The sequence below is a fragment of the Salinicola sp. NYA28a genome, assembly GCF_976982775.1.
Genome location: NZ_OZ334582.1, coordinates 3709261 through 3735222, shown reverse-complemented (window position 1 = coordinate 3735222; position 25962 = coordinate 3709261). Strand labels below are relative to the sequence as shown.

24 protein-coding genes are annotated in these 25962 nt (G+C 63.3%); 10 read left to right on the top strand and 14 right to left on the bottom strand.

Annotated features, from left to right (window positions below; all coding sequences use genetic code 11):
- Window positions 1–5: 5 nt before the first annotated feature.
- The gene (locus ACWHY3_RS16805) at window positions 6–983 is read right to left on the bottom strand and encodes an AraC family transcriptional regulator (RefSeq protein WP_303853746.1); all 978 of its coding nucleotides are present in this window, start codon (window positions 981–983) and stop codon (window positions 6–8) included.
- Window positions 984–1063: 80 nt separating this feature from the next.
- Here ACWHY3_RS16805 and ACWHY3_RS16800 point away from each other — a divergent pair, with 80 nt between their 5' ends.
- Both ACWHY3_RS16800 and pgm read left to right on the top strand, forming a co-directional pair.
- On the top strand, window positions 1064–1786 hold the full coding sequence (locus ACWHY3_RS16800; protein ID WP_448127051.1) for a hypothetical protein: 723 nt from the start codon (window positions 1064–1066) through the stop codon (window positions 1784–1786).
- A gap of 149 nt (window positions 1787–1935) precedes the next feature.
- Entirely contained in the window at window positions 1936–3600 is a 1665-nt protein-coding gene (pgm, locus tag ACWHY3_RS16795) for a phosphoglucomutase (alpha-D-glucose-1,6-bisphosphate-dependent) (RefSeq protein WP_448127050.1), read from the top strand.
- Window positions 3601–3699: 99 nt separating this feature from the next.
- On the opposite strand, the gene ACWHY3_RS16790 is transcribed toward pgm, so the two are convergent.
- Both ACWHY3_RS16790 and stpA read right to left on the bottom strand, forming a co-directional pair.
- Window positions 3700–5148: an NAD-dependent succinate-semialdehyde dehydrogenase gene (locus ACWHY3_RS16790; RefSeq protein WP_448127049.1), complete on the bottom strand. Its 1449-nt coding sequence runs from the start codon at window positions 5146–5148 to the stop codon at window positions 3700–3702.
- Window positions 5149–5193: 45 nt separating this feature from the next.
- Window positions 5194–6510 (bottom strand): glucosylglycerol 3-phosphatase, encoded by a 1317-nt coding sequence (stpA, locus tag ACWHY3_RS16785; RefSeq protein WP_448127048.1) that lies wholly within the window; start codon window positions 6508–6510, stop codon window positions 5194–5196.
- Between the two features lie 269 nt (window positions 6511–6779).
- Here stpA and ACWHY3_RS16780 point away from each other — a divergent pair, with 269 nt between their 5' ends.
- The gene (locus ACWHY3_RS16780; protein ID WP_303853739.1) at window positions 6780–7268 is read left to right on the top strand and encodes a pyridoxamine 5'-phosphate oxidase family protein; all 489 of its coding nucleotides are present in this window, start codon (window positions 6780–6782) and stop codon (window positions 7266–7268) included.
- A gap of 114 nt (window positions 7269–7382) precedes the next feature.
- A complete protein-coding gene (locus tag ACWHY3_RS16775) occupies window positions 7383–8420 on the top strand; it encodes a CNNM domain-containing protein (RefSeq protein WP_448127047.1) in 1038 nt (345 codons plus the stop codon).
- Window positions 8421–8448: 28 nt separating this feature from the next.
- Here the strand turns inward: ACWHY3_RS16775 and phnE (ACWHY3_RS16770) are convergent, their stop codons facing one another.
- The 4 genes from phnE (ACWHY3_RS16770) to phnD all read right to left on the bottom strand — a co-directional run bounded on the left by phnE (ACWHY3_RS16770) (window position 8449) and on the right by phnD (window position 12012).
- The gene (gene phnE, locus ACWHY3_RS16770) at window positions 8449–9255 is read right to left on the bottom strand and encodes a phosphonate ABC transporter, permease protein PhnE (RefSeq protein WP_448128172.1); all 807 of its coding nucleotides are present in this window, start codon (window positions 9253–9255) and stop codon (window positions 8449–8451) included.
- A gap of 2 nt (window positions 9256–9257) precedes the next feature.
- Window positions 9258–10076, bottom strand: a complete 819-nt coding sequence (gene phnE / locus ACWHY3_RS16765) for a phosphonate ABC transporter, permease protein PhnE (RefSeq protein WP_448127046.1) — start codon at window positions 10074–10076, stop codon at window positions 9258–9260.
- Entirely contained in the window at window positions 10073–10864 is a 792-nt protein-coding gene (gene phnC / locus ACWHY3_RS16760) for a phosphonate ABC transporter ATP-binding protein (RefSeq protein ID WP_448127045.1), read from the bottom strand. The genes phnE (ACWHY3_RS16765) and phnC overlap by 4 nt, the downstream gene beginning before the upstream one ends.
- Window positions 10865–11001: 137 nt before the next feature.
- Window positions 11002–12012: a phosphate/phosphite/phosphonate ABC transporter substrate-binding protein gene (phnD, locus tag ACWHY3_RS16755; RefSeq protein WP_448127044.1), complete on the bottom strand. Its 1011-nt coding sequence runs from the start codon at window positions 12010–12012 to the stop codon at window positions 11002–11004.
- 406 nt (window positions 12013–12418) lie between these two features.
- On the opposite strand from phnD, the gene ACWHY3_RS16750 reads away from it, so the two are divergent.
- Both ACWHY3_RS16750 and ACWHY3_RS16745 read left to right on the top strand, forming a co-directional pair.
- Window positions 12419–13753, top strand: a complete 1335-nt coding sequence (locus tag ACWHY3_RS16750; protein ID WP_087718562.1) for a methyl-accepting chemotaxis protein — start codon at window positions 12419–12421, stop codon at window positions 13751–13753.
- 159 nt (window positions 13754–13912) lie between these two features.
- The gene (locus ACWHY3_RS16745) at window positions 13913–15013 is read left to right on the top strand and encodes an NADH:flavin oxidoreductase/NADH oxidase (RefSeq protein WP_303853736.1); all 1101 of its coding nucleotides are present in this window, start codon (window positions 13913–13915) and stop codon (window positions 15011–15013) included.
- 153 nt (window positions 15014–15166) lie between these two features.
- On the opposite strand, the gene ACWHY3_RS16740 is transcribed toward ACWHY3_RS16745, so the two are convergent.
- Window positions 15167–16093 carry an SDR family NAD(P)-dependent oxidoreductase gene (locus ACWHY3_RS16740; protein ID WP_448127043.1) on the bottom strand — a complete coding sequence of 309 codons (927 nt, stop codon included), beginning with the start codon at window positions 16091–16093 and terminating at the stop codon, window positions 15167–15169.
- A gap of 79 nt (window positions 16094–16172) precedes the next feature.
- On the opposite strand from ACWHY3_RS16740, the gene ACWHY3_RS16735 reads away from it, so the two are divergent.
- Together ACWHY3_RS16735 and ACWHY3_RS16730 are read left to right on the top strand one after the other, a co-directional pair.
- A complete protein-coding gene (locus ACWHY3_RS16735; protein WP_448127042.1) occupies window positions 16173–17093 on the top strand; it encodes a LysR family transcriptional regulator in 921 nt (306 codons plus the stop codon).
- Window positions 17094–17098: 5 nt separating this feature from the next.
- Window positions 17099–17548, top strand: a complete 450-nt coding sequence (locus tag ACWHY3_RS16730; RefSeq protein WP_303853773.1) for a tautomerase family protein — start codon at window positions 17099–17101, stop codon at window positions 17546–17548.
- Between the two features lie 141 nt (window positions 17549–17689).
- Here the strand turns inward: ACWHY3_RS16730 and ACWHY3_RS16725 are convergent, their stop codons facing one another.
- The 6 genes from ACWHY3_RS16725 to ACWHY3_RS16700 all read right to left on the bottom strand — a co-directional run bounded on the left by ACWHY3_RS16725 (window position 17690) and on the right by ACWHY3_RS16700 (window position 23125).
- On the bottom strand, window positions 17690–18541 hold the full coding sequence (locus ACWHY3_RS16725) for a metal ABC transporter permease (protein WP_448127041.1): 852 nt from the start codon (window positions 18539–18541) through the stop codon (window positions 17690–17692).
- Complete coding sequence (locus ACWHY3_RS16720; protein ID WP_448127040.1) at window positions 18538–19443, bottom strand: metal ABC transporter permease; 906 nt, start codon at window positions 19441–19443, stop codon at window positions 18538–18540. The genes ACWHY3_RS16725 and ACWHY3_RS16720 overlap by 4 nt, the downstream gene beginning before the upstream one ends.
- Window positions 19443–20378, bottom strand: a complete 936-nt coding sequence (locus tag ACWHY3_RS16715) for a manganese/iron ABC transporter ATP-binding protein (protein ID WP_448127039.1) — start codon at window positions 20376–20378, stop codon at window positions 19443–19445. Before ACWHY3_RS16715 ends, ACWHY3_RS16720 begins: the two co-directional genes overlap by 1 nt.
- Window positions 20375–21316 carry a metal ABC transporter substrate-binding protein gene (locus ACWHY3_RS16710; RefSeq protein ID WP_448127038.1) on the bottom strand — a complete coding sequence of 314 codons (942 nt, stop codon included), beginning with the start codon at window positions 21314–21316 and terminating at the stop codon, window positions 20375–20377. Before ACWHY3_RS16710 ends, ACWHY3_RS16715 begins: the two co-directional genes overlap by 4 nt.
- Before the next feature lie 438 nt (window positions 21317–21754).
- Window positions 21755–22351 (bottom strand): HAD family hydrolase, encoded by a 597-nt coding sequence (locus ACWHY3_RS16705; protein WP_448127037.1) that lies wholly within the window; start codon window positions 22349–22351, stop codon window positions 21755–21757.
- A gap of 90 nt (window positions 22352–22441) precedes the next feature.
- A complete protein-coding gene (locus ACWHY3_RS16700; RefSeq protein ID WP_303853724.1) occupies window positions 22442–23125 on the bottom strand; it encodes a GntR family transcriptional regulator in 684 nt (227 codons plus the stop codon).
- A 250-nt stretch (window positions 23126–23375) separates the two neighbouring features.
- Between ACWHY3_RS16700 and ACWHY3_RS16695 the strand changes: the two genes are divergently transcribed.
- Together ACWHY3_RS16695 and ACWHY3_RS16690 are read left to right on the top strand one after the other, a co-directional pair.
- A complete protein-coding gene (locus tag ACWHY3_RS16695) occupies window positions 23376–24185 on the top strand; it encodes a class II aldolase/adducin family protein (RefSeq protein ID WP_442978345.1) in 810 nt (269 codons plus the stop codon).
- A gap of 177 nt (window positions 24186–24362) precedes the next feature.
- Window positions 24363–25949 (top strand): ABC transporter substrate-binding protein, encoded by a 1587-nt coding sequence (locus ACWHY3_RS16690; protein WP_332779637.1) that lies wholly within the window; start codon window positions 24363–24365, stop codon window positions 25947–25949.
- Window positions 25950–25962 lie beyond the last annotated feature (13 nt).

The window sequence follows — 25962 nt, the reverse complement described above, 5'->3', positions numbered from 1 at the left end:
CCCCCTCAATGGCTGCGCACCGCGCCCGGCGTCCTGCCCGTGGCGCGCTTGAAGGCGCGGCTGAAGGCGGCCTGGGAGCCGTAGCCGAGCCGTTCGGCGACCTGCTCGATCGATAGCTGCCGCTCGGCGATCCATTGCGTGGCCAGGCGCATGCGCAGTTGGGTGACATAGCCGAGCGGCGACACGCCCAGCGAGTGGCGGAATCGTTCGGCGAATACCGAGCGGGAGCTGCCCATCTCCGCTGCCATGGCGGCGACCGTCCAGTCGCGGCCGGGCTCGCGGTGGACGGCGGCGATGACCTTGCCCAGACGCGGATCGCGCAGCGCCTCGACCCAGCCGCCAATATCGGCACAGTCACACTCGACCCAGCCTCGTACGATGCTGGCGGCCACCACATCGGCCAGCCGCGAGAGAATACCGGCGGCACCGGCGCGTTCGAGACTCGCTTCGCGCGCCATTGCCTCCAGCATCGGCAGCATCTCCGGATAGCGCGAGAGCAGCGTGCCGACATGCATCACTCCTGGCATCAGCGTCATCAGCGGCTGCATGCCCCCCAAGTCGAACTGCATGCAGCCGCTGAACAGGCGAGCCGGCGGCGCGCCGTCGAGCCTGTCGGCACATTCGTCGACGCAGCTGAAGTCCTCGCACAGTGGCAGCGCCTCGATCTGCTCGATATCGCGGCTCTGCACCTCCGGCGAGGAGAGCAGATCGTGGCGGCCGCCCCGCGGGAGCAGTACGGCATCGCCGGATGCCAGCACCTGCTCGCTGTCGCCGAGCCGCAGCAGGACCGGCCCTTGGGCGACGAAGTGGAATTGCGCGCAGCGGACGTCGGTATCGAAACGAATGCCGAAGGGCGGCGCGATCTGGACGCGCCGATAGCTCACTCCGGACAGTCGCATGCCGAGAAGCAGCTCGTTGATCCATTCGCTGGAGCTGGCGTCGACGCCGACGCTGGCCCCATTTTCGGACTTTTGGTCAAACATGTCGGAGCTTTAGTGATAGAGGGTCTTGAGATGCTACTTTAGTCTAGGCGTCATCCCAAGTCTTGATCGGAAATCTCGAAATGACGACGCAAGAACCTCGACACTTGACTCAGACGGCGCCAGAGCCCTCGCGCTGGATCGCCGTATTCTCGCTGACGATGGGCGTGTTCAGCCTAGTGATGGCGGAATTTTTGCCGGCCAGCCTGCTGACGCCGATGGCGGAGTCGCTCGCGATCAGCGAGGGGCAAACCGGGCAGGCCGTTACCGTAACGGCGATCGTGGCACTGCTTTCAGGATTGCTGGTGACGGCAGTGACCCAGCGGCTCGATCGCCGTCATGTGCTGCTGGCGTTCGGCGTGGCGAACTTCGTCGGCACGCTGGTCGCGGGATTCCTGCTCGAGCGCAGCCTGAGACTGACGCTATTGCTGATGCCGCTGCTCATGGGCGTAATGGGCTGGTTGCTGGCCACGCTGGGCGGTTTCTCGATGGGCACCGACGCCATCATGGTGGCGGTATGGGGCTTCGTCTTCGGCGCGGTGCCGGTCGCCTGGTCGACCTGGATCACCCGTGTCGTGCCGGACGAAGCCGAAAGCGGCGGCGGCCTCATCGTGGCCTCGATCCAGCTGGCGATCGCGCTGGGCGCTGCCGTCGGCGGCGTCATGTTCGATATCAGCGGGGTCCTGGGCGTCTGTGCGACGGCCGGCACACTGCTGCTGGCCGCTGCGGCGCTGATCCTGGTGGCGGTCAGGACGCGGCCGGAGGCGTCGGTCGGTCGCGACGCCATAGCGGCAACCTGTCAGTAAAACGTGAAAGCATCGGCAGCCCGGCCGGCGGTGCCGGGGTCTTGGCCGGGATTCGGTCGGGAGGATGGGTGAGCTCATCTTGCTTGTCGGGCAGGGATGATGGTCTGCTATAAGCAATCCGCCCCAAGGACCATCGAAAGGAACCGACGATGAGTATCGATCCCCAAGCAGGACGCTTGCCCGACGAACACAGTCTCGCCAACCTGCCGCGTCTGGTGTCGCGCTATTACAGCGAACGCCCGGACGCCAGCGACCCCGGGCAGCAGGTCGCCTTCGGCACTTCGGGCCATCGCGGCTCGTCGCTGAAGACGAGCTTCAACGAGTGGCACATCCTGGCGACGACCCAGGCGATCTGCGAGTACCGCGAGGCCCAGGGGATCGATGGGCCGTTGTTCATCGGCATGGATACGCATGCGCTGTCCGAGCCGGCATTCGTCTCCGCGCTGGAAGTGCTGGCGGCCAACGACGTCGAGACGCGGATCGATGCCGGCTGCGAGGAGACCGGCGGTGAGGTCGGTTACACGCCGACGCCGGCAATCTCCAACGCCATCCTGGTCTACAACCAGGGGCGCACCAGCGGTCTGGCTGACGGCATCGTGATCACGCCGTCGCATAACCCGCCGGTGGATGGCGGCTTCAAGTACAACCCCACCAACGGCGGCCCCGCCGACACCAATGTCACCAAGTGGATTCAGGAGCGCGCCAACGAGCTACTCGCCGGCGGGCTCGAGAGCGTTCGCCGCGTCAGCTACGCCGAAGCGCTGCAGGCACCGACCACCCAGCGCTTCGATTTCATCGACAGCTATGTCAGCGGGTTGGACAAGGTCATCGATATGGCCGCGATTCGCGATTCCGGGCTCAAGTTCGGCGTCGATCCGCTGGGCGGCGCCGGCGTGCACTACTGGCCGCGTATCGCCAAGCGCTACGATCTGCCGCTGGAAGTGATCTCCACCACCGTCGACCCGACCTTCCGCTTCATGCGCGTCGACTGGGACGGCAAGATCCGCATGGACTGCTCGTCGCCCCATGCAATGGCCGGGCTGATCGAGAACAAGGATCGCTTCGACGTCTCGTTTGCCTGCGACACCGACCACGATCGCCACGGTATCGTCGCGCGCTCGACCGGGCTTCTGAATCCCAACCACTATCTGGCCGTCGCCATCGAGTATCTCTTCACCCATCGTCCGGACTGGAGCGACAAGGCCGCCATCGGCAAGACGCTGGTGTCGTCGTCGATGATCGATTACGTCGCCGAAGGCCTGGGCCGGGACGTGGTCGAGGTGCCGGTGGGCTTCAAGTGGTTCGTCGATGGCCTGATCGAAGGCACTCTCGGCTTCGGCGGCGAGGAATCCGCCGGCGCCTCGTTCCTGACGCGGGACGGCAAGCCCTGGTCCACCGACAAGGATGGCATCATTCTCGGTCTATTGGCCGCCGAGATCACCGCCGTGACCGGTAAGGACCCGGGCGAGCGCTATCAGGCCCTCACCGAACGTTTCGGCGCGCCGGTCTACGAGCGCGTGGACGCCCCGGCCAACCGCGAGCAGAAGGCCAAGCTTGGCAAGCTCTCGCCGGAACAGGTCACCGCCGATACGCTCGCCGGCCATCCGATCACCCGCAAGCTGACCGAAGCGCCTGGCAACGGCGCCGCCATCGGCGGGCTCAAGGTGGTTACCGAGGCGGGCTGGTTCGCCGCGCGCCCCTCCGGCACCGAGGATGTCTACAAGATCTACGCCGAAAGCTTCGAAGGCAAGGAGCATCTCAAGCGGATTCAGGAAGAGGCCAAGGCGCTGGTCGATCAGGTGCTGGCGGGCTAGATCCAGCGACGAGTCGACCCTTAAGGAATAGCAAGAGCGGGCTGCGCATGCAGCCCGCTCTTTTTTGCGTTTCAAACCCTACCCATCACGTCATGCCAATCACCCCATATGGGTGACCAGCTTGGTGGTGAGATAGGCTTCCAGCGCTTCGCTGCCGCCTTCGGAGCCGTAGCCGGAATCCTTGATGCCGCCGAAGGGAAGTTCAGGTAGCGCAATACCCAGATGGTTGATGGTCAGCATGCCCGCCTCCAGCCGGTCGCTGAGCGCCTGGGCGGTCTTCGACGAGGCGGTGAAAGCGTAGGCGGCCAGCCCGAATGGCAGGCGGTTGGCCTCGGCCAGTGCCTCTTCCAGGTCGTCGAACGGAACCAGCAGCGCCAATGGGCCGAACGGTTCTTCGTTCATGGCACGCATCTGCGGCGTCAGCCCGGTCAGTACCGTCGGTTCGAAGAAATAACCGGGGCCGTCGGAGCCCTTGCCGCCGAGCTGGACGGTCGCGCCCTGGCTGCGGGCATCGTCGATCAGGGCTTCCAGTGCCGGACGACGGCGCTCGTTGGCTAGCGGCCCCATGGTCACGTCGGGGTCGAGTCCATTGCCGACCTTGATCTCGCGGGCCAGGGCGACGAAGCGTTCGAGGAAGGTTTCGAACACGCCGCGTTGAATCAGGAAGCGGGTCGGCGAGACGCAGACCTGACCGGCATTGCGGAATTTCGAACCGGCGAGCAGCCGCGCGGCCTGCTCGACATCGGCATCGTCGAAGACCAGCGCCGGCGCATGGCCGCCCAGTTCCATGGTGGCGAGCTTCATGTGCTCGCCGGCCATGGCGGCCAGTTGCTTGCCGACGGGGGTGGAACCGGTGAAGGTGACCTTGCGGATCGTTGGATGCGGAATCAGGTAGCTGGAGATTTCCGCCGGTACGCCGTAGACCAGACCGATGACGCCGGCCGGTACGCCGGCATCGGCGAAGGCGCGAATCAGCTCGGCCGGAGAGGCGGGCGTCTCTTCCGGCGCCTTGACGATGATCGAACAGCCGGTGGCGAGCGCCGAGGAGAGCTTGCGCACCACCTGGTTGATCGGGAAGTTCCACGGCGTGAAGGCCGCGACCGGGCCGACCGGCTGGCGGACGACACGCTGCTCGACGCCGGCTGCCCGCGCCGGCACGATGCGCCCGTAGGTTCGGCGGCCTTCTTCCGCCAGCCAGTCGATGGTATCGGCGGCGGCCAGGGTTTCACCGCGTGCCTCGGCCAGCGGCTTGCCCTGTTCCTGGGTCATCAGCCGTGCGATGCCATCGGCGCGTTCGCGCAGCAGTTCGGCCGCCTTGCGCATGATCTTGTAGCGCTCGAACGCGGAAGTGGCGCGCCAGACCTGGAAGCCACGTTCGGTGGCGGCCAGGGCCGCGTCGAGATCGGCGGTGGTGGCGTGTGCGACCCGGCCGATCACCTCGCCGGTAGCCGGATTGACCACATCGATCTGGCGGCCATCCTGGCCTTCGCGCCATTCGCCATCGATGTAGAGTTTTACGTCGGAGTAGGATTGTGTTTCGAGTGGCATTCTTCGAGGTTCCTTATTGATGTGTTGTATGTCGCCGTTCAGCCATCATAACCGTTCGGCGCCGGTTGCGGGGCCGTGCCTTGCCCGACGTTCGGCCAGCGCGCAGAAGAAATCGATGTACTGGATGTGGCCGCCGGGGAAGATCACGTCCAGACGCAGCGGATCGTCGGCATCGCTGATCCCTTCCAGCGCCGGCCAGACATCGATGTCCGGATCCTCGGCATGGCGTGACAGCCGCTCGATATCCACCCCGGCGCGCCGCACTTCGCCGCCGCTGCTGTCGACGTAGAGCACCCGGTTGCCGCTGTCGAACGCGTCTCCCAGCTGCTGGACCAGGGTCAGGAAGCCGCGATCGCTGCCGCCGCGCTGGCGCTCGGCCTGCGGGTTGCCCGGCTGGATGAACGAGGTCACGGTATCCCCGACACCGACGATACGCGGCATCAGGGCGGGATCGAAATGCTCGCGAGCCAACTGCAGCAGCGCGGCGTGGTCACGGGGCGCTTCCCGGGCGTTGAAGGTTTCGCCCAGCGGGTAGTGACCGGTATGGCGATGGTAGTAGCGGTTGAGTATGACCAGCACGCCGACTTCCTTGACGGCGCCACGCAACATCAGCTGGAAGTCGGTGGTGCCGGCGTTGCCGCCATCGTTGTCATCGTCGACGCTCTCCCGCAGGCGCTCGTTGCCTTGCGCGTCCCGGCCGGCATTGGGGGCATAGTGGATGAAAAAGGCGTCGTCGAGGCCGGCCAGACTGGCGGCTTCCAGGCGTTCGCGCATGAAGTCGGCAACGGCGATCTGCAGCGCTCGATAGCGCGCGGGAGTCTCCCGCCAATGACGGTAGAAGACGTTGAGATTGAGTGTCGGCGACGCCAGGTTGTCGAGCACCGCGGCGGCGATCAGGTCGCGCCGCACGTCGGCCGGCAGGTCGTAAGGCGGCCGGGACAGCAGCGCGTCGAGAAAATCCTCGGCCTGGGCGGGAAACGCCTCGAGGAACGCCAGTTCGGCGTCGGTGACGCCGGGATGGCTGACGCTGCCGAAGCGGTCCTGCCACTGTACCCCGCCGGCCGCCAGGCCCGGTAGATAGCGACCCTGTTCGCCGGCGCGGTCGGGCGTCTCGAACAACGCCTCGACGATGCCGTTCACCCCGCGCGAGCCGATGTGCTCGCCGTTGGTCAACACGAAGAAGTGGCCGTCGAGCTGGCGCGCGGCATCGAGGTAACGGCGTTCCAGGCGTCGGGTCAGCGGGTCGCCGACCAGCCCCATGCAGACCCCGTCGAGATCCTGGATGATCAACAGGTTGTCGGTAGCCGCCAGTTCGTCCAGCAGGCTGGCGTGATCGAGAGAGAAGGGGCGAGTCGGGGGCATGGTCAACGTCTTGTTCGGAGGCGAATAGTGATGGCGCGGAAACCGCGATTCGCCACTAGTATAACGTCAGGCTTCGAGACGAATAGCGGCGGTTTGCCCCGCCGGAAAGCCGCGACTAGGCTGCAGGAAGTCGCCATTGCCGTTGTCGTCACCGACAGAGCGCGGCGACGGTGCTGGAAAGCTGGAAGGTAGTGCAGAAACGGCAAGACGCTCACGCCCGGATGGCGTGATAAGAGCCCGGTCAGGGCAACATTGGCAAGGAGGCAACGATGTCCAGTCCCGAACACAAACAGAAGATCTGGAAGCTGATCGAAAAGATCAAGGTCGGCATGTTGGTGACCCTCGACGATGGCGTGCCGCGCTCCCGCCCCATGCATCTGGTGCAGGATGCCTACGATGGCAAGCTCTGGTTCTATACGCGACGCAGCGCGGAGAAGACGTTCGAGGCTCGGGCCGATCAGGATGTCTGTATTTCCTTTTCGGACCAGGATGACGGCATTTATGTCTCGATGTCAGGCACGGCACGCCTTAATCACGATCCCGAGCTGATCGAGAAATACTGGAATCCGTTCGTGGCAGCCTGGTTTACCGGCGGCAAGGAGGATCCGGACCTCACCATGATGGAGATCGACATCCACTTCGGCGAACACTGGCAGTCGCGGGAGAGCAAGACGTTCCAGCTCTATGAATTCGCCAAGGCCAACGTGAAGAAAGACCACCAGCCGAATGTCGGCGAGAACGAGAAGTTCGGTCACTGAGGCTGGCCGCCGCCAGCGTCCAACCGGCGCTGGCGGCTTTATGTATTCCGGATCATTGACAGTAGCGCGCCAAGTCAGGATAAAGAGTCCTCATTAGTCATATAGCGACCCCCCATGTTTCTGCTGACGGCATTCGTCGTTCTCTCGATCGGTTTCTCCTTTGTCTGTTCGGTGCTGGAGGCCGCGCTGCTTTCGCTGACGCCAAGTTATATCGCGCAGCTCAAGGACTCCCGCCCCAAGCTCCACGACAAGCTCAACAAGCTCAAGTCCAACATCGACCGCCCGCTGGCGGCGATTCTGACGCTCAACACCATCGCGCACACCGTTGGTGCCACCGGCGTCGGCGCGCAGGTGTCGATCGTGTTCGGCGACGCCCATGTGGCGATCGCCTCGGCGCTGATGACGTTCGGCATTCTGGTGTTCTCGGAGATCATTCCCAAGACCATTGGCGCAACTTACTGGCGAGCGCTGGCGCCGCTGCTGCCGCGTATCCTGAACATCATGGTGCGCACGCTGCTGCCGTTCATCTGGCTCTCCGAGATGATCACCAACCGTATCGCCAAGAACGAGAACGATGTCGACATGCGCGGCGAGATCAAGGCGCTGGCGCGTATCGGGCTCGACGAGAAAGCGCTGGACCCGGACGAGACCCGCACCATCACCAACATTCTCAACCTGCACGAGATCCCGGTGAAGAGCGTGATGACGCCGCGGACGGTGTGCGAGACGGTAACGCCCGACATGACCGTGGCCGAGTTCGATCAGCGTTACGGCAAGACCCAGTTCACGCGCTTTCCGGTCATGGATGGCGCCGAGGATGCGCTGGGTTACGTGCACAAGGCCGATACCTACCACGCCGAGGACGGAGAGACGCTGAAATCGCTGATGCATCCAGTGGCTATCGTCGATGAAGCCGATAGCGTCGAACACGTCTTCACCGCGATGCTCAAGGACCACAACCATCTGCGGGTGGTCTACGACGACCACGGCAACTGGGTGGGACTGATCACCATGGAAGACGTGATCGAGACGATCCTGGGGCAGGATATCGTCGACGAGACCGACAACGTGCATAACCTGCGCAAGTACGCCAAGCAGCGCTGGTTGAAGCGAATCAAACGAGGCGAATCTGCCCAGCCGCCGCCGGGCTGATGCCGATGATCGATCGTCCGTCGCGCGATCAGATGACCTTCTTGCGTAGCCAGGCCGCCAAGGCCTCGCCCAGGATGACCAGCACGATGATCGCGAGCAGGATGGTCGCCACGGTCTGCCAGGCCAGGGTGTCGATGGCGCCCTGTAGAATCACGCCGATGCCACCGGCGCCGACCAGACCCAGCACGGTCGACTCACGCAGGTTGATGTCCCAGCGCAGGATGCTGACCGCGAAGAAGGTAGGAATCACCTGCGGCACGATGGCGTAAAGCACCACCTTGGCCCGCGACGCGCCGGTCGCTTCCAGCGCCTCCACCGGGCGGCGGTCGATCTCCTCGATCGCTTCGCCCAGCAACTTGCCGAGAAAGCCGATCGACCGGAACATGATCGCGATGATCCCGGCCAGCACGCCGGGGCCGAAGATCGCCACGAACAGCAGCGCCCAGATCAGCGTGTTGACCGATCGGCTCGAGACCAGAATGAAACGGCCCAGCCACAGCGTGAAACGGTTGGGCGTCGTATTCTGGGCGGCGATGTAGGCGATCGGCAACGACAGCAAGACCGCGGCGAACGTCGCAATGGTGGCGATGTTGAGCGTCTCCACCAATGCCCACAGGATGGCGTCGAGTCGGCTCACGTCCGGCGGCACCATGCGTGAGAACAGATCGCCGACCTGGGCGGGAGCATCCCACACCCAAGGCCAGATGATATCGATACTCTCCACTGCCCAGACTACGGCGGCAACCACCACCAGCAGTGTGACGAAGCGCTTCCAGCGTTGTTGCGGGGTATAGCGCGCCCAGGTGCGTTCGGCAACGGTCGGGGTCGTTCGCATGGTCATCCGATGTTCCTCCTGATCCGACCGCTGACCGCTTCACTGACCAGAATCACGCCGATGATCACCATCGTGATCGCCAGCGCAAAGTCGTAATCGTAGCGGCCGAAGGCATTCATCAGCGTGGAGCCGATACCGCCAGCGCCGACGATGCCGACCACTGCCGAGGCGCGCAGATTGCTGTCGAGCTGATAGATGCCGAGGCCGATCTGGCGCGGCATGATCTGTGGCAGCACGGCGAACTGCAGCACGCTGATATAGCGTGTGCCGCTGGCGCGCAGCGCTTCCACCTGACCCCAGTCGATCTCCTCGATGCGCTCGGCCAGCATCTTGGCGACGAAGCCGATCGAGTAGAGCGTCAGCGTCAGAATGCCGGCCACCGGGCCGAAGCCGACGGCCTTGACGAACAGGATCGCCACGATCACCGGGTGAAAGCTGCGTGCCACGATGATGATCGCTCGGCCCAGCAGATAGATCGGCTTGGCGGCAATGTTGCGCGCCGCCATGAACGCGATGGGCACGCTCAGCGCGAGGCCCAGCAGCGTCGCCAGAATGGCGATCTGCAGGCTCTCGAGAAAGCCGTCGATCAATAGCTCGTAACGGTCGAAGTTGGGCGGGAACGCGCCGGAGAAGATCCGCGCGGCACGGGTCATGCCCTGGCTGATGCGATCGAGATCGAATGGCAGGATCGAGATCGCCCACACGGCATAGATCGCGACACCGATGACCAGACCCCAACGCAGCAGCGGGTTGGCGATGAACGGCGGCTTGCGCCAGTGCCGGCGCGATGACGGGGCTCCCCGTTCGGCGCTCGTGCTCATGACGTGACCGCCTGTGTCTGGCCGGCGTCGGCCTGCTGGCGCTCCTCGCCCGGCGTGCCGCTGTAGACGGCGTCCATCGCTTCCTGATCCAGATCGGCCGGGACGCCATCGAAGATCAACTTGCCGAACCGCATGCCGACGATGCGCTGGGTGTATTCCCGCGCCTCGGCCACGTTATGGATATTGATCAGCACCGGTAGCGACAGCTCCTGGGACAGGTTCTGCAGCAGCTCCATGATCTGGCGGGAACTGACCGGGTCCAGCGACGCCGTGGGTTCGTCGGCCAGCAGGATTTCCGGTTGCTGCATCAGCGCCCGTACCACGCCGACACGCTGGCGCTCGCCGCCGGAGAGCGCGTCGGCGCGCTTGTTGGCGTAATGCGCGATGCCGACGCGTTCCATCAGGTGATAGGCGCGTTCGATGTCCTCCGCCGGATACTTGCGCAGCGCCGCGCGCCAGTAGGAGATGTAGCCCAACCGCCCGCACTGGACGTTTTCCATCACCGTCAGACGATCCACTAGGTTGAAGCCCTGGAAGATCATCCCGATACGCCGGCGCGCCTTGCGTAACTCTTCTCGCTTGAGATGCGTGAGTTCCAGGCCGTTGAGCTCGATGCTGCCTTCCGTAGGCTCCACCAGCCGGTTGATGCAGCGCAGCAGGGTGCTCTTGCCCGCCCCGGAAGCCCCGATGATAGAGACTACCGATTCACCGGGAACGTCGAGATCGAGCCCGCGCAGCACCGGCTCGCCATGGCCGTACCGCTTGACCAGATTCTTAATGCGCAGCATGAAAGATCCTCGTGACGAGACGGCGCCGTCGACCTTCATGTCAGACGGCGCCGTCCGGCTGTTCTGCAGGATGGACGGTTCTGTTCGACGCTTGTCGGGTTATTCGACGCTTATCGGGTTATTCGACGCTTATCGGATTATTCGACGTTTTCCTGGGAGTAGACGACGCCGTTGGCATCCTGGATGTCGCGAATCACTTCCCAGTCCTTCTGATAGGTGACCGGCACGAACTTGGTCACACCGTCGAATTCCTCGCCCAGCTCGGTCCCTTTCATGTCGAAGCTGAAGAAGGCCTTCTTGATCTTGTCGATCAGTTCGGGCTTGAGGTTGTGGGCATAGGTGTAGGAGGTGGTGGGGAAGCGCTTGGATTCGAACACGATCTTGACCTCTTCCGGGTCGTAGAGCCCGCGCTCGGCCATGCGATCGACCACTTCGGAGGCGACCGGCGCTGCGTCGTAGTCACCCGCGACCACGCCCAGCATCGATTGATCGTGAGAGCCCGAGTAGACCACTTCGTAATCCTCGTCCGGGGTGACGCCCTGCTTGGGGAACAGTGCGCGCGGTGCCAGATTGCCGGAATTCGAGGTGGGCGAGGTATGGGCGACACGCTTGCCCTTGAGATCGCTCAACTCGTCGATGCCGCTGTCCTTGCGGGTGTAGACCTGCAGGGTGTAGCCGAATTCGCCATCGTCGCTGCCCATGATCGCGAAGGGCACCGCGCCGGCGAGATTGACCGCGAACGGCGTCGGCCCGGTGGAGAAACCGGCAACCTGAATGCGTCCGCTGCGCATCGCTTCGATCTCGGCCGCGTTGGACTGCACGGCATAGAAGCGTACGTCCTTGCCGGTCTCCTCGCGCAGATGCTCGATGAACGGTTCCCAGATATCGGCATAGATCGCCGGGTCCTCGACCGGGGTGTAGGCGAAGACCAGCGGATCGGGATCGAGATACTGGGATTCGTCGCTCGGCGCGTCGGCGACCAGATCGCCGTTGGCATCGCAGTACATCGGCGCGAGATCCCCGCGCTGTGGGCACTCTTCAGCGGCCTGCGCCGTGAAGGCAAGGCCGCAGCCGAGCGTCAGCGTGGTCAAGAGCGAGAGGGGAAGATGTAGCGAACGAGACTTGGAGAGTTTGAGGCGGCGTAGCATGGCGGCGTCTCCTGAGACGGAGGTTGTTGTAAGCGACACCGACCGCGCGATTTGTGTGTCTCGTTAGGCCGCGCTCGGTGTCATGGTTTTGTCACAGTGTGGGCAAAATCCATCGCAAAGCGCATTCGACTTTCGCTAATAACGGCATTTCATGTTCGTTTCCGAGCAAAGTACGGGAAAGATGTTGTTTTTTTCCAAACATATTGCTCGCTTGCGCTGATTTTCCTGCCAGCCTGCCTGGCGTTGGCCTGCTGATTCACGCGCCGCTCCGGTCGATGCCTAAAATCTTGGGCAATACGGTCGATACTAAGGGCAACGCACTCAGGATAAGGCATTCCATGCACGCACTCACCGAACCGCCAAAGACTCGCAAAGAGTTCGGCGAACCGTAAAAAGGAACGCAGGCATGGCCCTATTTCGTTCGCCGCACCACCATGAAGCCGTGCTTGACGCGATTCATCGCGCCATGGCCGTTATCGAATTCTCTCTCGATGGCACCATCCTTTCCGCCAACGCCAACTTTCTCGATATCACCGGCTATCGTGCCGATGACCTGATCGGCCAGCACCATCGTCGACTCTGCGCGCCTGAACTCGTCGCGAGCCAAGAATACGTAACCTTCTGGGAGCGGCTGCGCCAGGGCGAGTTCATTGCCGGACGCTTCAAACGCCTGACTTGCGACGGCCATGTTCTCTGGCTGGAAGCCTCGTACAACCCGGTCATCGATCGACACGGCAAGATCATCCGGGTGGTCAAGACGGCGATCGACATTACCGCGCGGGTACGTGACGAGCAGGACATGCACAGCCGGCTCAGTGCCATCGACCGGTCCATGGCAATCATCGAGTTCACCCCCGACGGGTACATCCTCACCGCCAACGCCAATTTCCTGGGCACGGTGGGCTATGCACTCGACGAAATCCAGGGGAGGCATCATCGGATCTTCTGCGAGCGCGACTATGCCGCAGGCCAGGAGTACCACGATTTCTGGGCTCATCTGAACGCTGGCGAATTCATGACGGGGCAATTCAAGCGGCTCGACAAGCAAGGCCGGACGCTGTGGCTCGAAGCGAGCTACAACCCGGTCTTCGACGTCGAGGGGCGGCTCTACAAGGTGGTCAAGTTCGCCACCGACATCACCGACCGCGTGACACGTGAAAACGAAAGCACCCGGATGGCCTATCGCATCTCGTCGAATACGGAAACTTCCGCCAACGACGGCTCGCGCATCATCAACGAGACCATCACTGAAATTCGTCGTATCGCCAGTCAGGTCGCGACCACGTCGCAGCAGCTCGACACCCTGGCGCAGCGCTCGATCGACATCAATGCGGTGATCGAAAGCATTCGCGACATCGCCGAGCAGACCAACCTGCTGGCGCTCAACGCTGCCATCGAGGCGGCCCGCGCCGGTGAACACGGTCGGGGTTTCGCGGTGGTGTCCCACGAAGTACGCCAGCTGTCGATACGCACCTCGCAAGCCACCCGCGACATTGCCGCCACTATCGCCAGCCTGCGCAACCTCACCCAGGAGGTGAGCGGCGGCATGCAGGCCTGTCTGGGCAGCGTGGAAAACGGCGTCCGCATGGCGGGGGAAGCGGGCAATGCCATCGACAGAATTCGCGCCGGGGCCAACGACGTCGTCAGTGCCATCGCCCACGTTGCCTCCACCCTGCACGACCTCGAAGCCCAAAAGGATCCGGGAGCCGCGCCGGCCGCCGCCATCGCCGGCCGCGGCTGAGATACCCGCTCCTTGCTGCTCCGGCCCGCCTGGCGGCGGCAATAGCCGGTCCCGCTCGAATCTGCGGGACATTTTCTCGCGGCTGCCGGCTGGGGAGGCATTGCCAAACAATTATTAGCCAGCTACATTTTTGCCATCATTCATCTCAGGAACGCGTTCATGGCATCCCCCAAGCTTTTCACGCCGCTTACGCTCGGCGAGCTGGAACTTTCCAATCGCATCATCATTTCGCCAATGTGTCAGTACTCCGCCGATACGCATGGCAACATGACCGGCTGGCATACCATTCACCTCGGAAACCTGGCGCTCTCCGGCGCCGGGCTGCTGGTGATTGAGGCGTCGGCGGTCGCGGCGGAAGGGCGGATCACGCCGGGCGACGTGGGGCTCTATTCGGACGACAATGAACAGGCGATGGCGCGCATGCTCGAGTCCGTGCGTGCCCACTCGCCGATGCCGATCGGCATCCAGCTCGGCCACGCCGGCCGCAAGGCCTCCTGCCAGGCACCGTGGGAAGGCGGTGCGCAACTGGGGCTCGAGGAGGGCGGCTGGCAGACCGTGGCACCGTCCGGGGTTGCGTATCAGGACGATCAGCGTCCGCCGCAGGCGATGAGCCTCGACGACATCGAACGGCTCAAGGCAGACTTCGTTGCCGCGGCCAGGCGCGCCGACCGTCTCGGCTTCGAACTGATCGAGCTGCACGCCGCCCACGGCTATCTGCTGCACGAGTTCCTGTCGCCGATCTCCAACCAGCGAGACGACCAGTACGGCGGCAGCCTCGAAAACCGCATGCGGTTGATTCTCGAGATCTTCGATGCCGTTCGCGAGGTCTTCCCGAGCGAGAAGCCGGTGGGCATTCGCATCTCCGGCAGCGACTGGGTCGAAGGCGGCTGGGATCTGGAGCAGAGCGTCGCGCTGGCTCGTGCGCTCGATGCCCGTGGCTGCAGCTTCATCGATTGCTCCGGCGGTGGTCTCGATCCGCGCCAGGCGCTCGATGTCGGCCCCAGCTATCAGGTGCCGTTCGCGCGCCGCATGAAGCAGGAAGTCGCCATGCCGGTGATCGCGGTGGGATTGATTACCGAGCCGGAGCAGGCCGAAGGTATCGTCTTCAGCGGCGAGGCGGACGCCGTCGCCTTGGCACGCGGCATGCTCTACGATCCGCGCTGGCCGTGGCACGCCGCCGCCAGGCTCGGCGCCAGCGTCCACGCGCCGAAGCAGTATCTGCGCAGCCAGCCGCATACGCTCAAGCAGCTGTTCGAATGAGCCGGTAACAACGCCTTCGAGCGCCGCGCTGATCGCATCGACCACGCCCCGTATCGCTGCTGCGATACGGGGCGTGATGTATTCGGATGCGATGTTGTTTGGCGCCCTTTCTCTCGGTCCGCCTCACCGTTCAATGCTTTCCGCTCTCGAACGCTAGACCGTGTCCTCGATCCGCCAGTTGACCGGCACTTCGGCGATGCTGGCCGATGGTGGCAGTTCCAGCAGCAGGCGAACGATGCGTGCGACATCCTCGGGCTGGGTGACCTCCTCGGCATCGATATCGGCGCCAGCGGCCATGTCGGTGGCGACGAAACCGGGGCAGATCGCGGTGGCGCGCACACGCGTCTCCGCACTGCAGTGACGCAGGCCGTGGACGAACGCCTGTGCCGCGAACTTGCTCATGGCGTAGAGCCCCGACCCCGCCGAGCGCACCCGCTTGCCCGAGAGCGACACGATCGACACCACCTTGCCGCGTTCGGCGGCGACGAGGTGGGGCCAGGCCTGCTGCGTCAGTAGCATCGGCGCCTTGGCGTTGACCGCCATGACCCGGTCGAATTCGTCGCTGTCCGCTTCCAGCACCGAGGCGCGGCTGAGAATGCCGGCGTTGTTGACCAGCGCATCGATGCCGCCGAACACGCGTACCGTCTCCTCGACCCAGGACCGGGCGCTCTGCGAATCCAGCGCATCGTAGTGGCAGACCAGCCAGTCATTGCGCTCCGGACGTTCTGCGGGCTCGGTCCGACAACCGAGGCTGACGCGCCAGCCGGCGGCGTGAAGGGTCTCGGCGATGGCGGCACCGATGCCGCGATTGGCACCGCTGACCATGACCACGGGGGCGTCGTTGGACATCTCTGGTTCCTCGAGTTGAGACGGTCTGGGGCGGGCCGAGTGACAGGCCGCCGGCTTCCCGGTCAGCCTAGCGGGGCGTTGCCCATCCCGCGAGCGAAGCCGCCAGCGCGCGCCATGGCGATCGAAGAGCCCGCGTACCGGATGGAACGGCTCGTCGTAGAACAGCCGATAGGAGGCGCCGAGCAGGCGTCGGCGGCGTTCGAGCAGGGTGTCGTCGTGAGGGGCTGTCATGCGTGCGAGCCTCCTGCCATGATGGTGTCGTCGAGTGCCGCGGACAGGCGGCGCTCGCCATCCTGCAGAGAGCTCATAGATGCAAGACCTACCTTCTCCCGACTCTTTCCGCGGTATCGTGCATTTCGTCACCGCGGCAGATAGCCAAAGCTTTACAGAAGCTGCAGAGCGGCTGGGCATCACGAAGTCGGCTATCGGAAAGAGTATTACCCAGCTGGAGCAGAGGTTGGGGGCGCAGCTTTTTCACCGAACCACGCGGAAAAACAGTTTAACGACGAAGGGGGAGGCCTATCTGGCGAGCTGTTTGACTGCCCTGGAAACCCTTCGAGACGCGGAAAGGGCGTTGCATTCGAAGGCGATTGAACCCGCCGGTATCGTTCGAATCGATGTGCCGGCATTTTTCGGACGTTCGATCCTGATGCCCGTTCTGCTGCAGATGGCTGAACACCACCCTCAACTGAAGCTGACGATCACATTCAACGACCAGATCATCGATCCTGTTGATGCCGGCTTCGACCTGGCTATCCGTTACGGCATCGTGAAAGATAGTACCGACCTGGTTGCCAAAAGACTCAACCATCAGAGGCTGGCGATCTGTGCCGCTCCGGAATACCTGGAGAAGCATGGCATCCCAGAAGCCCTGGAAGCCTTGGACTCACACAGGTTGATCATGGCGTGGCGGAAAGGGGCGCCGCTAAGCTGGCTGGTAAAAGATATCAACGGACGTGACATCAGGTTCAAGCCTACCCCTTTTCATCAGATAAGCGACGGCGATGCCATGGTCGACGCCTGCGTTGCGGGCGCAGGTATCATTCAGTTTCCTGAACCACTATTGCGCCCCAAGATCGATCGGGGGCAGCTGATCAAAATTCTTCCAGAACTGGAACCTGCCCCCATCGAATTGAACATTATATGGCCGCGCTCACGATATCTATTGCCGGGTGTTCGCTTCGTGATAGACGAGCTGTTCTCGATGACGCAATCCAATGCGTTTGATTGAGCTTCGTGATCCTGGGCTCGGCATGGCGTGGTTATGTATCGGTAAGTCCAGTTTTGATAATACCAAGAGAAGTCTGCTCGGTTTGTTTCACAAGCGGTAATGTTGATCGCAAAGGCACTCGTTCAGGCCCGCCAATCGATTGTAGCGTTTCGTTCCACTCTGAGTCGCCCAGCAATGCCTTTATCAAAACCCTCTTCACGTCTAAGGTCCTACTCACCCTGAGTTTGACCATTGATTTTGCCATTGGAGAGAATGCTATGCCTGTCGTAAATATCCAGATGTTCGAAGGGCGTGATGAAGGAAAGGCCGCGATTGCCAAAGCCGTGACCGATGCAATCGTTCAGCATGGCAACGTCGACCCGCAGTATGTCTACGTCATTTTCAATGATGTAAAAATGGATGACTGGGCTATCTCCGGGGAGCTCTTTTCCAAAACGCTTACAAAGCAGAGTTAGCCATTCTCTCTGCTTTAAATATCAAAAAAGATCCATTGTGCCGCTGTTTTTCACAGCGGCTTTTCAGGTTGCAGCCATGTCGGGGTAACTTGTCTGGTACATGGCTGTCGTCGTGAATGGACGCTATTTGCCAGCAAGCGATCATGAGCCTCCGGCCGCGTTCGCCTCCCTTCTCGCCGTACGCCGGCTGGAAACGACGAAGGCGATGCCGAAGACGATCGAGAACAGCAGCACGATGGTCGGGGCCGGCGCGCTGTCGATGAAGAACGAGAGATAGACGCCGAGAAAGGCGACGACCGCGGACAGCGTCACCGAGAGCAGCAGCATGGTGGCGAAGCGCCGGGCCAGCAGGAAGGCGATGGCGCCGGGCGCGATCAGCAGCGCGATGGCGAGGATGATCCCGGCGGCTTTCAGGGCGCCGACGATGGTCAGTGAGATCAGGCAGAGCAGGCCGTAGTGCAGCAGCCGGGTTCGCAGGCCGACCGCCCGGGCCTGGGTCGGGTCGAAGGCGTGGAGCAGGAAGTCCTTCCACTTCAGGCCGATGACGCCGACGGTGATCAGGGCGATCAGCGCCGATTCCCCGATATCGCGCCAGCCGACCCCGAGGATGTCGCCGAACAGGATGTGGTCGAGGTGCACCGTCGTCTGGATCTTGACGTAGAGCACCAGGCCGGCGCCGAACATGCCGGCGTAGACGATGCCCATCACCGTGTCCTGCTTGATCCGGCTGTTCTCCTCGAGGAAGCCGGTCGCGACGGCGCAGAACATGCCGGCGACGAAGGCGCCGATGGCGTAGGGAATGCCGACGAGATAGGCAATCACCACGCCCGGGAAGACGGCGTGGGAGATGGCGTCACCCATCAGCGACCAGCCCTTGAGTACCAAAAAGCAGGAGAGCAGGGCCATCGGCACGGTGACCAGCACGGCGATGATCATGGCATTGACCATGAAGTCGAACTGGAACGGCATCAGCAGCGTATCGAGCCAGCTCATGATTGTGACTCCGTTGCTTCGGCCACTGGCGTCCGTGCCAGCGATGCCGCGGCGCGGCGTCTTGCCGCCAGCATGCCGTGCTTGGGCGCGAACACGAATGCGGCGAGGAAGATCGTCGTCTGCAGTACCACGATGATGCCGCCGGTGGCGCCGTCGAGAAAATAGCTGGCGTAGGCGCCGACGAAGCTGGTCAGCGTGCCGATCGCTACCGCGATGATCAGCAGCCGCGGGAAGCGGTCGCTCAGCAGGTAGGCCGTGGCTCCCGGGGTGATGACCATGCAGATTACCAGAAAGGCGCCTACCGTCTGCAGGGCCGCGACGGTCGATGCCGCCAGCAGGGTAAAGAACAGGATCTTGAGCGCGGTGGGGTTGAGTCCGATCGAGCGGGCGTGGCTCTCGTCGAAGAATGTCACCATCAGATCCTTCCACTTGGCCAGCAGGATGACCAGCGACGCCACGCCGATCGCCACCAGTTGCAGCGTGTCGGCGGGCGTGATCGCCAGGATGTTGCCGAGCACGATGGTCTGGATGTTCACCGAGGTTGGCGACAGCGACACCATGAACAGCCCCAGGCCGAAGAACGAGGAGAAGATCAGCCCGATGATGACGTCTTCTTTCAGCTTGCTGCGCTGATTGAGAAACAGCATCGCCGCCGAGGCGAGCCCGCCGGCAAGGAAGGCGCCGAGCGAAAACGGCAGCCCCAGCATGTAGGCGCCGGCGACACCGGGCACGATCGAATGCGATAGCGCATCGCCGATCAGCGACCAGCCCTTGAGCATCAGGTAGCAGGAGAGAAACGCGCAGACGCCGCCGACCAGCGCCGACACCCACATGGCGTTGCGCATGTAGCCATAGCCGAAGGGCTCCAGCAGCAGGCCGGAAGGCATGAGCAGGGCTTCCATCAGCGGGGGCCTCCCTCGCCGCCTTGGCGTCGCGCGGCGATGCCGTTCTGCAGCACCAGCGGTCGCTCGTCGTCGGTGAACACGCCCACGGCGTGGGGTGACGCGCCGGTCGGCTGGGATTGATCGAGCACGAAATGGCGCAGCACGCCGCCGAAGGCACGTTCCAGGTTGCGCTGGGTGAAGATCTCGTCGGTGGGGCCGTAGGCGAGTACCGTGCCCTTGATCATCACCGTCCGGTCGCAGAACTCCGGCACCGAGCCGAGGTTGTGGGTCGAGACCAGCATCACGCGGCCCTCGGCGCGCAGTTCGCGCAGCAGTTGAATGATCTGATCCTCGGTCTGGACGTCGACGCCGGTGAACGGCTCGTCGAGCAGGATCACCCGGCTATCCTGGGCCAGCGCGCGGGCCAGGAAGACGCGCTTCTTCTGGCCGCCGGAGAGCTCGCCGATCTGGCGCTGGCGGAACTCGCTCATGTTGACGCGTGCCAGCGCGGTGGCGACCGCCTCGTGGTCGGCGAGTTTGGGGATCCGCAGCATCCCCATGTGGCCGTAGCGCCCCATCATCACCACGTCCTCTACCAGCACCGGGAAGTTCCAGTCGACCTCTTCCGACTGCGGCACGTAGGCGATCAGGTTACGCTTGAGTGCTTCACGCGCTGGCAGGCCCAGCACGCGTATCTCGCCCCGAGCCAGGCGCACGAAGCCCATGATCGCCTTGAACAGCGTCGACTTGCCGGAACCGTTCACGCCCACCAGCGCGGTGATCGTGCCAGTGGGGATCTCGAAGCTGGTATCGCGCAGCGCGGTATGACCGTTGCGGTAGGTCACGGCGGCATCGACGACGCGGATGCCGGCGCCGGCCTTTTCACGATCGACGGATGTCTGCTCGGGGCTGGTGATCGTCGTCTCGGCCGTCGTGTCGGCATGTCTCGTCATGACGAAGCCCCTCGGGTCAGGCCTTTCACGATCGTCTCCGAAGTGACGCGCAGCAGGTCGATATAGGTCGGCACCGGGCCGTCGGGTTCGCTGAGCGAGTCGACGTAGAGCACGCCGCCATAACGAATGCCGGTCTCGCGGGCGACCTGCTGCGCCGGCTTGTCGGAGACGGTGCTCTCGCTGAAGATCGCCGGAATGTCGTTGGCGCGGATCACATCGATGACCTCGCGAACCTGCTGTGGCGTGCCTTGCTGATCGGCGTTGATCGGCCACAGATAGCGTTCGCGCAGGCCGAAATCCCGCGCCAGATAGGAGAACGCGCCTTCGCTCGTCACCAGCCAGCGATCCTTCTCCGGGATCCGCGCCAGCGACTCGCGGATGGGCGCGACGGCGGCTTCGATCTCGTGCTTGTAGCGCTCGGCGTTGTTGCGGTAGATCGCGGCATGGGCGGGGTCGTGTTCGACGAATGCATCGCGGATGTTGTCGACGTAGACCAACGCGCTCGTCGGCGACATCCACGCATGCGGGTTGGGCTTGCCGTCATACGGGCCCTCGGCGATGCCGATCGGCTCGATGCCATCAGACACGACGACGCTCGGGACATCGCTGAGATTGCGGAAGAAGCGTTCGAACCAGCGTTCCAGATCGAGCCCGTTCCACAGGATCATGTCCGCATCCTGGGCGCGGAGGATGTCGCGCGGGGTCGGCGCGTAATTGTGGATCTCGGCGCCCGGCCGCGTGATCGACTCGACGATGGCCGCGTCCCCGGCCACGTTCTGCGCCATGTCCGCGATTACCGTGAAGGTGGTCACGGCCTTGAACTTGCCCTGGCCCGCGTCTTGCCCGGTGTCCTGCGCGCTGGCGGGCAGCGACATCGACAGCAACGCCAGCGCGGCGGTCACCAGGAGCATCCAGCGGCGGTGCATCAGCCTCGGCATATGACTTTCCTCGATCGACAGGGAAACGGCGGCAGAGCCGCGGATTCGGAATCGTCCGCTATTCCCGTTGCTTCGATAGCGAACCGTTAGCGCGATTGCTTTTTATACCCTGGTTAAACAGTATTCCTTTGGTTTCGATTTATAGCACCGGTTGATTCGGCTGTGAAGTAGAGAAGTGACGGCAAGTGCAAAGGGAATAACGGAGCGGAGACAAGGAATGGCGCGGAGGGATAACGGGCAGAGGAAGAACGGGCAGGGGGAAAATGGCGCGGGAAAAGTCGTCAAACCGATAAAGAGGGCTGGTAAAGAGACCCGGTAAAGAGGGCCGGTTAAGGAAGAGCCGACAAAGAAAGGGGCCAGTAAAGAAAGAGCCGGTAAGAAGCTGGTAAAGAAAAAGAAGCGCGCGCTGGGTAACGCACGCCCCGCAAGAATCGAAGTTCAGAGCTGTGCCAGCAGCTGCCGGCAATCCTGATGATGCCAATCGGCGAGTGCCGGCCAGCGGTTTTCCGCCACGTTGACCAGAATCGTGCGGGTACCGGCGGCCCGACCGCATTCGAGATCCAGCGGGCTGTCGCCCACCATCACGACCTGCGATGGCGCTACTTGCCAGCGGCGGATGAAATGATCGAGCCCGCCGGCGTGCGGCTTGGGCGGCGCCTCGTCGCGGCCGAGCACCTCGTCGGCGGCAAAGCAGTCGTCCAGGCCGATCGCTTCCAGCGTGATGTGCGCCAGCTCCTTGGCGTTGCGGGTCAGAATGCCGAGGCGGCAGCCGCGCTCGCACAGCGCCTGAACCAGTTCGACCGCGCCGGTCGCGGCGGTGGAACGCATGGCGAGTTCCCGTTCGTGCTCTAGCAGCCAGGCGTGCTTGGCGTTGTGCTCGGCGGCGGGCAGCGTCTCCAGATGATGCAGAATATCGGCGCCATCCGGAATCTCCAGCGTGCGCCGGATCGCCGGAAAGTCATGCACGCCGACGGTCAGCGTGCCATCCATGTCGAAGACCCAGTGGGTCAGTGTCTTGAGTTTGGCGGAAGGCATGGGATGGGGAACCCAGATCGAGAGAAGGCTTCATCCTACCTGCCCAAGCAGCCAATGCCAGACCCGGATGCCAGATTGACGATCGCTTGATCAGAGCCCCTCCCGCTGCCGAAACATCTCTCCGACCCGCTGCTGGGCAATGCCGATGTGATAGTCGAGCGCGGCTTCACAGGCGTCGGGATCCCGCGTGCGCAGCGCTTCGATGATCGGCTCGTGGGTATCGGCGACGCGCAGGGCGTCATCGTAGAGCTGGCCGATCAGCAGGATGCAGAAGCGCATCTCGTGGCACAGCTCGTCGAACACCCGCACCAGCCGTTGGTTGCCACTGAACTCGCACAGCATGCGATGAAAGGCGACGTCTTCCTCGATCTGCTGCACGGCGGTGCCTTCCCGGGCGACCCGGCGCATGGTCTCGAGCTGGGCGTTGAGCGCCGTTTCCATCTCCGTGGTCAGCTTGCCGGCAAGCAGGCGAATGGCGTGACGCTCGAGGCACAGGCGCAGGTCGTAGACGTCATCGAGCTCCACGGCGTTGAAGGTGCGCACGAAGAAGCCGCGTCGCGGCTGCGACACCAGCATGCCGCGGCTCTCGAGCAGGCGGGCCGCCTCGCGAACCGGCGCCCGGCTGACGCCGAAGTCTCGCGCCAGCTGCGCTTCGGCCAGATGCGCACCCGGCGCGAAGTCTCCCTTCAACAAGGCCTCCGTCAGCATGTCGGCGATCTGGTTGACCAGATCGCGTTGCTGGATGGTGGCAAATCCCCGCGTGGTCGTCGTCATGTCATCTCGTTTGGCTGGCGGTTACCGACCGTTGTACTATCGCTTAAATCGCTCTTTGGGTCGACTGTCGAGTGTCGACAGTTTGGAGATTGCCTGATAGGTTAGGGTCAAGCTGGTGGTGATGAGCGCAACGCTGGTTCTTGTCGCCATGACAGGTGCCGTCGAATGCTCTCAAGGCGCCCGGCATTCACACCGCCACGGACATATCGCCACGGCAACAAGAACACCGAGCTCCCGGAGAAGACCGACGATGGACATGACCACCGATGCCCCGACGCGCGCAGCGCAATCCGATGCGCGCCGTGACCTGGCGGCTGCCTACCGGCTGATTGCCCACTTCGGCCTGGATGACAGCATCTACACGCATATTTCCGCGCGGGCCGAGGCTGGCAAGGAGCACTTCCTGATCAACCCGTACGGCTATCGCTTCGAGGAAGTCACCGCGGCCAATCTGGTCACCATCGATCTCGAGGGCAACGTGATCGACGATCCGGAAAGCGCAGGCATCAACAAGGCCGGCTTCACCATCCACAGCGCGATCCACGAGGCGCGACCGGACGTGCACTGTGTGTTGCACACGCATTCGGTGGCCGGCGTCGCGGTCTCCTGTCTGGAAGAGGGCCTGCTGCCATTGAACCAGTGGTCGATGGAGTTTCACGGCCGCACCGCCTATCACGACTACGAGGGCATTGCGCTGGATCTGGCCGAGCGAGAACGCCTGGTGGCCGATCTCGGCGACAAGCCGATCATGGTGCTGCGCAACCACGGCATGCTGGTGTGCGGGCGCACGGTGGGGGAAGCATTCCGGCGCATGTACAACCTGGAGCGCAGTTGCCAGGCGCAGCTCGCCCTGATGGGCAGCGGCATGGAGATCCGCCGGGTCGACCCCGCCCTGGCCGAGCATACCGCCCGGCAGTACGAGCAGTGGGATGCGGATCACGGCGTGGTCGATCACGATCCGGAGTGGGAGGCGTACCTGCGCCTGTTGAAGCGCATTCAGCCCGATTTCGAGGGCTGCCCCGAATTGGAGACAAGAAAGCGCTCGGGCATGCAGCGTTAAAAATCGAGTGGAACACCAGCCCGGTCCGTTTCGCCGACTTTCGCTTGGCTACGCGCCCCGGCCTGACCTTCGCGCGCTGCCGTCAGTCACTATGGTTATCGAGCACAGCGGTGACGCCGATCGTCGCTCTGCCAGCGGTTGAAGATTCTACAAATCCAATAACACAAGAGACCTGCCATGACCCTGCTATCGTCCGTGACCGGCCGTCTGACGGCGGCCGCCTTGTTGGTGACTCTGGCTGCGCCAGCCTCGGCGCAGGAAACCCCGCAAGCCGGCGGCGTCGCCAATGTCGCCATCCAGCCGGAGCCGCCGGGCTTGATGCTGCCGCTGGTACAGAACGCGCCCACCCAGCGTGTCGCCGGCAACATCTTCGAAGGCCTTCTGCGCTACGACACCGATCTCGAGCCGATGCCGCAACTGGCGGAGTCGTGGGAGATCAGCGATGACGGCCTGACCTACACTTTCCACCTCCATCCGGACGTGAAGTGGCACGACGGCGAGGCCTTCACGTCCGCCGACGTCGTGTTCTCCGCCGATGTCTTCCTGCGCGAGACCAACCCCCGCACCCGAGCGATCCTCGACCATGTGAAGAGCATCGAGGCCCCGGATGACAACACCGTCGTCTTTACCCTCAAGCAGCCGTTCCCGGCCTTCATCCAGGCCTTCGAGGTCGGCACGCTGCCGATGGTGCCCAAGCACATCTACGAAGGCACCGATTTCTACAACAACCCGGCCAACAACCATCCGATCGGCACCGGCCCGTTCGAATTCGCCAAGTGGGATCGCGGCTCGGTGATCGAGCTGGACAAGAACCCGGACTACTACGAAGCCGGCAAGCCCTATCTCGACAAGATCTACTGGCACGTGATTCCGGATGCGGCGTCCCGCGCGGCAGCCTATGAGAACGGCACGCTCAATATCATGCCGGCGGGTTCGGTGGAGAACTTCGACATCCCGCGCCTTGCCGAGATGGAAGGCAGCTGCATGACGGAATCGGGGAACGAATATTTCAACCCGTTCGCCATGCTGTGGCTCAACAACCGCGAGGGGCCGACCGCCGACAAGCGCTTCCGCCAGGCGGTGATGTACGCCCTCGATCGGGAATTCGCCAGGAACGTGTTGTGGAACGGCCTGGGCAAGGTGCCGAGCGGCCCGTTCAACTCGACGCTGGCCTCGCACGACGATGATCTCGAACCCTATCCCTACGATCCGGACAAGGCCGAGGAACTGCTCGACGAGATGGGCTACGACGGCGAGCCGGTGCGCCTGCTGCCATTGCCCTACGGCGAAACCTGGACCCGCTGGGGCGAGGCCGTGCGTCAGAATCTCGAGGACGTGGGCATCAACGTCGAGACCGAATCTTCCGACGTGGCAGGCTGGAACCAGAAGATCAGCGACTGGGACTACGACATCGCCTTTACCTATCTCTTCCAGTATGGCGATCCGTCACTGGGCATCGCGCGCACCTACATTTCCAGCAACATCGCCAAGGGGTCGCCCTGGAACAACGTCGAGGGCTACGCGAACCCGAAGGTCGACGAACTATTCGCCAACGCGGCGGTGGAGAACGATCCGGAAAAACGTCAGGCGATGTACGACGAAGTGCAGCAGATCCTGCACGACGACGTGCCGCTGGCGTGGATCATGGAGCTGGCCCAGCCGACCATCTATCGCTGCAACGTGCATGATCTGATCACCACGGGGATCGGCCTCAACGACGGCTTCAAGAACGCCTGGATCGAGCAGTCGGGAAGCAATGACTAAATGCCTGCGCATG

What these genes read in the sequence shown, in the direction of transcription:
- ACWHY3_RS16805 (WP_303853746.1), bottom strand. Translation starts at nt 983, where the DNA reads ATGTTTGACCAAAAGTCCGAAAATGGGGCCAGCGTCGGCGTCGACGCC.
- ACWHY3_RS16800 (WP_448127051.1), top strand. Translation starts at nt 1,064, where the DNA reads ATGACGACGCAAGAACCTCGACACTTGACTCAGACGGCGCCAGAGCCC.
- pgm (WP_448127050.1), top strand. Translation starts at nt 1,936, where the DNA reads ATGAGTATCGATCCCCAAGCAGGACGCTTGCCCGACGAACACAGTCTC.
- ACWHY3_RS16790 (WP_448127049.1), bottom strand. Translation starts at nt 5,148, where the DNA reads ATGCCACTCGAAACACAATCCTACTCCGACGTAAAACTCTACATCGAT.
- stpA (WP_448127048.1), bottom strand. Translation starts at nt 6,510, where the DNA reads ATGCCCCCGACTCGCCCCTTCTCTCTCGATCACGCCAGCCTGCTGGAC.
- ACWHY3_RS16780 (WP_303853739.1), top strand. Translation starts at nt 6,780, where the DNA reads ATGTCCAGTCCCGAACACAAACAGAAGATCTGGAAGCTGATCGAAAAG.
- ACWHY3_RS16775 (WP_448127047.1), top strand. Translation starts at nt 7,383, where the DNA reads ATGTTTCTGCTGACGGCATTCGTCGTTCTCTCGATCGGTTTCTCCTTT.
- phnE (WP_448128172.1), bottom strand. Translation starts at nt 9,255, where the DNA reads ATGCGAACGACCCCGACCGTTGCCGAACGCACCTGGGCGCGCTATACC.
- phnE (WP_448127046.1), bottom strand. Translation starts at nt 10,076, where the DNA reads ATGAGCACGAGCGCCGAACGGGGAGCCCCGTCATCGCGCCGGCACTGG.
- phnC (WP_448127045.1), bottom strand. Translation starts at nt 10,864, where the DNA reads ATGCTGCGCATTAAGAATCTGGTCAAGCGGTACGGCCATGGCGAGCCG.
- phnD (WP_448127044.1), bottom strand. Translation starts at nt 12,012, where the DNA reads ATGCTACGCCGCCTCAAACTCTCCAAGTCTCGTTCGCTACATCTTCCC.
- ACWHY3_RS16750 (WP_087718562.1), top strand. Translation starts at nt 12,419, where the DNA reads ATGGCCCTATTTCGTTCGCCGCACCACCATGAAGCCGTGCTTGACGCG.
- ACWHY3_RS16745 (WP_303853736.1), top strand. Translation starts at nt 13,913, where the DNA reads ATGGCATCCCCCAAGCTTTTCACGCCGCTTACGCTCGGCGAGCTGGAA.
- ACWHY3_RS16740 (WP_448127043.1), bottom strand. Translation starts at nt 16,093, where the DNA reads ATGACAGCCCCTCACGACGACACCCTGCTCGAACGCCGCCGACGCCTG.
- ACWHY3_RS16735 (WP_448127042.1), top strand. Translation starts at nt 16,173, where the DNA reads ATGCAAGACCTACCTTCTCCCGACTCTTTCCGCGGTATCGTGCATTTC.
- ACWHY3_RS16725 (WP_448127041.1), bottom strand. Translation starts at nt 18,541, where the DNA reads ATGAGCTGGCTCGATACGCTGCTGATGCCGTTCCAGTTCGACTTCATG.
- ACWHY3_RS16720 (WP_448127040.1), bottom strand. Translation starts at nt 19,443, where the DNA reads ATGGAAGCCCTGCTCATGCCTTCCGGCCTGCTGCTGGAGCCCTTCGGC.
- ACWHY3_RS16715 (WP_448127039.1), bottom strand. Translation starts at nt 20,378, where the DNA reads ATGACGAGACATGCCGACACGACGGCCGAGACGACGATCACCAGCCCC.
- ACWHY3_RS16710 (WP_448127038.1), bottom strand. Translation starts at nt 21,316, where the DNA reads ATGCCGAGGCTGATGCACCGCCGCTGGATGCTCCTGGTGACCGCCGCG.
- ACWHY3_RS16705 (WP_448127037.1), bottom strand. Translation starts at nt 22,351, where the DNA reads ATGCCTTCCGCCAAACTCAAGACACTGACCCACTGGGTCTTCGACATG.
- ACWHY3_RS16700 (WP_303853724.1), bottom strand. Translation starts at nt 23,125, where the DNA reads ATGACGACGACCACGCGGGGATTTGCCACCATCCAGCAACGCGATCTG.
- ACWHY3_RS16695 (WP_442978345.1), top strand. Translation starts at nt 23,376, where the DNA reads ATGGACATGACCACCGATGCCCCGACGCGCGCAGCGCAATCCGATGCG.
- ACWHY3_RS16690 (WP_332779637.1), top strand. Translation starts at nt 24,363, where the DNA reads ATGACCCTGCTATCGTCCGTGACCGGCCGTCTGACGGCGGCCGCCTTG.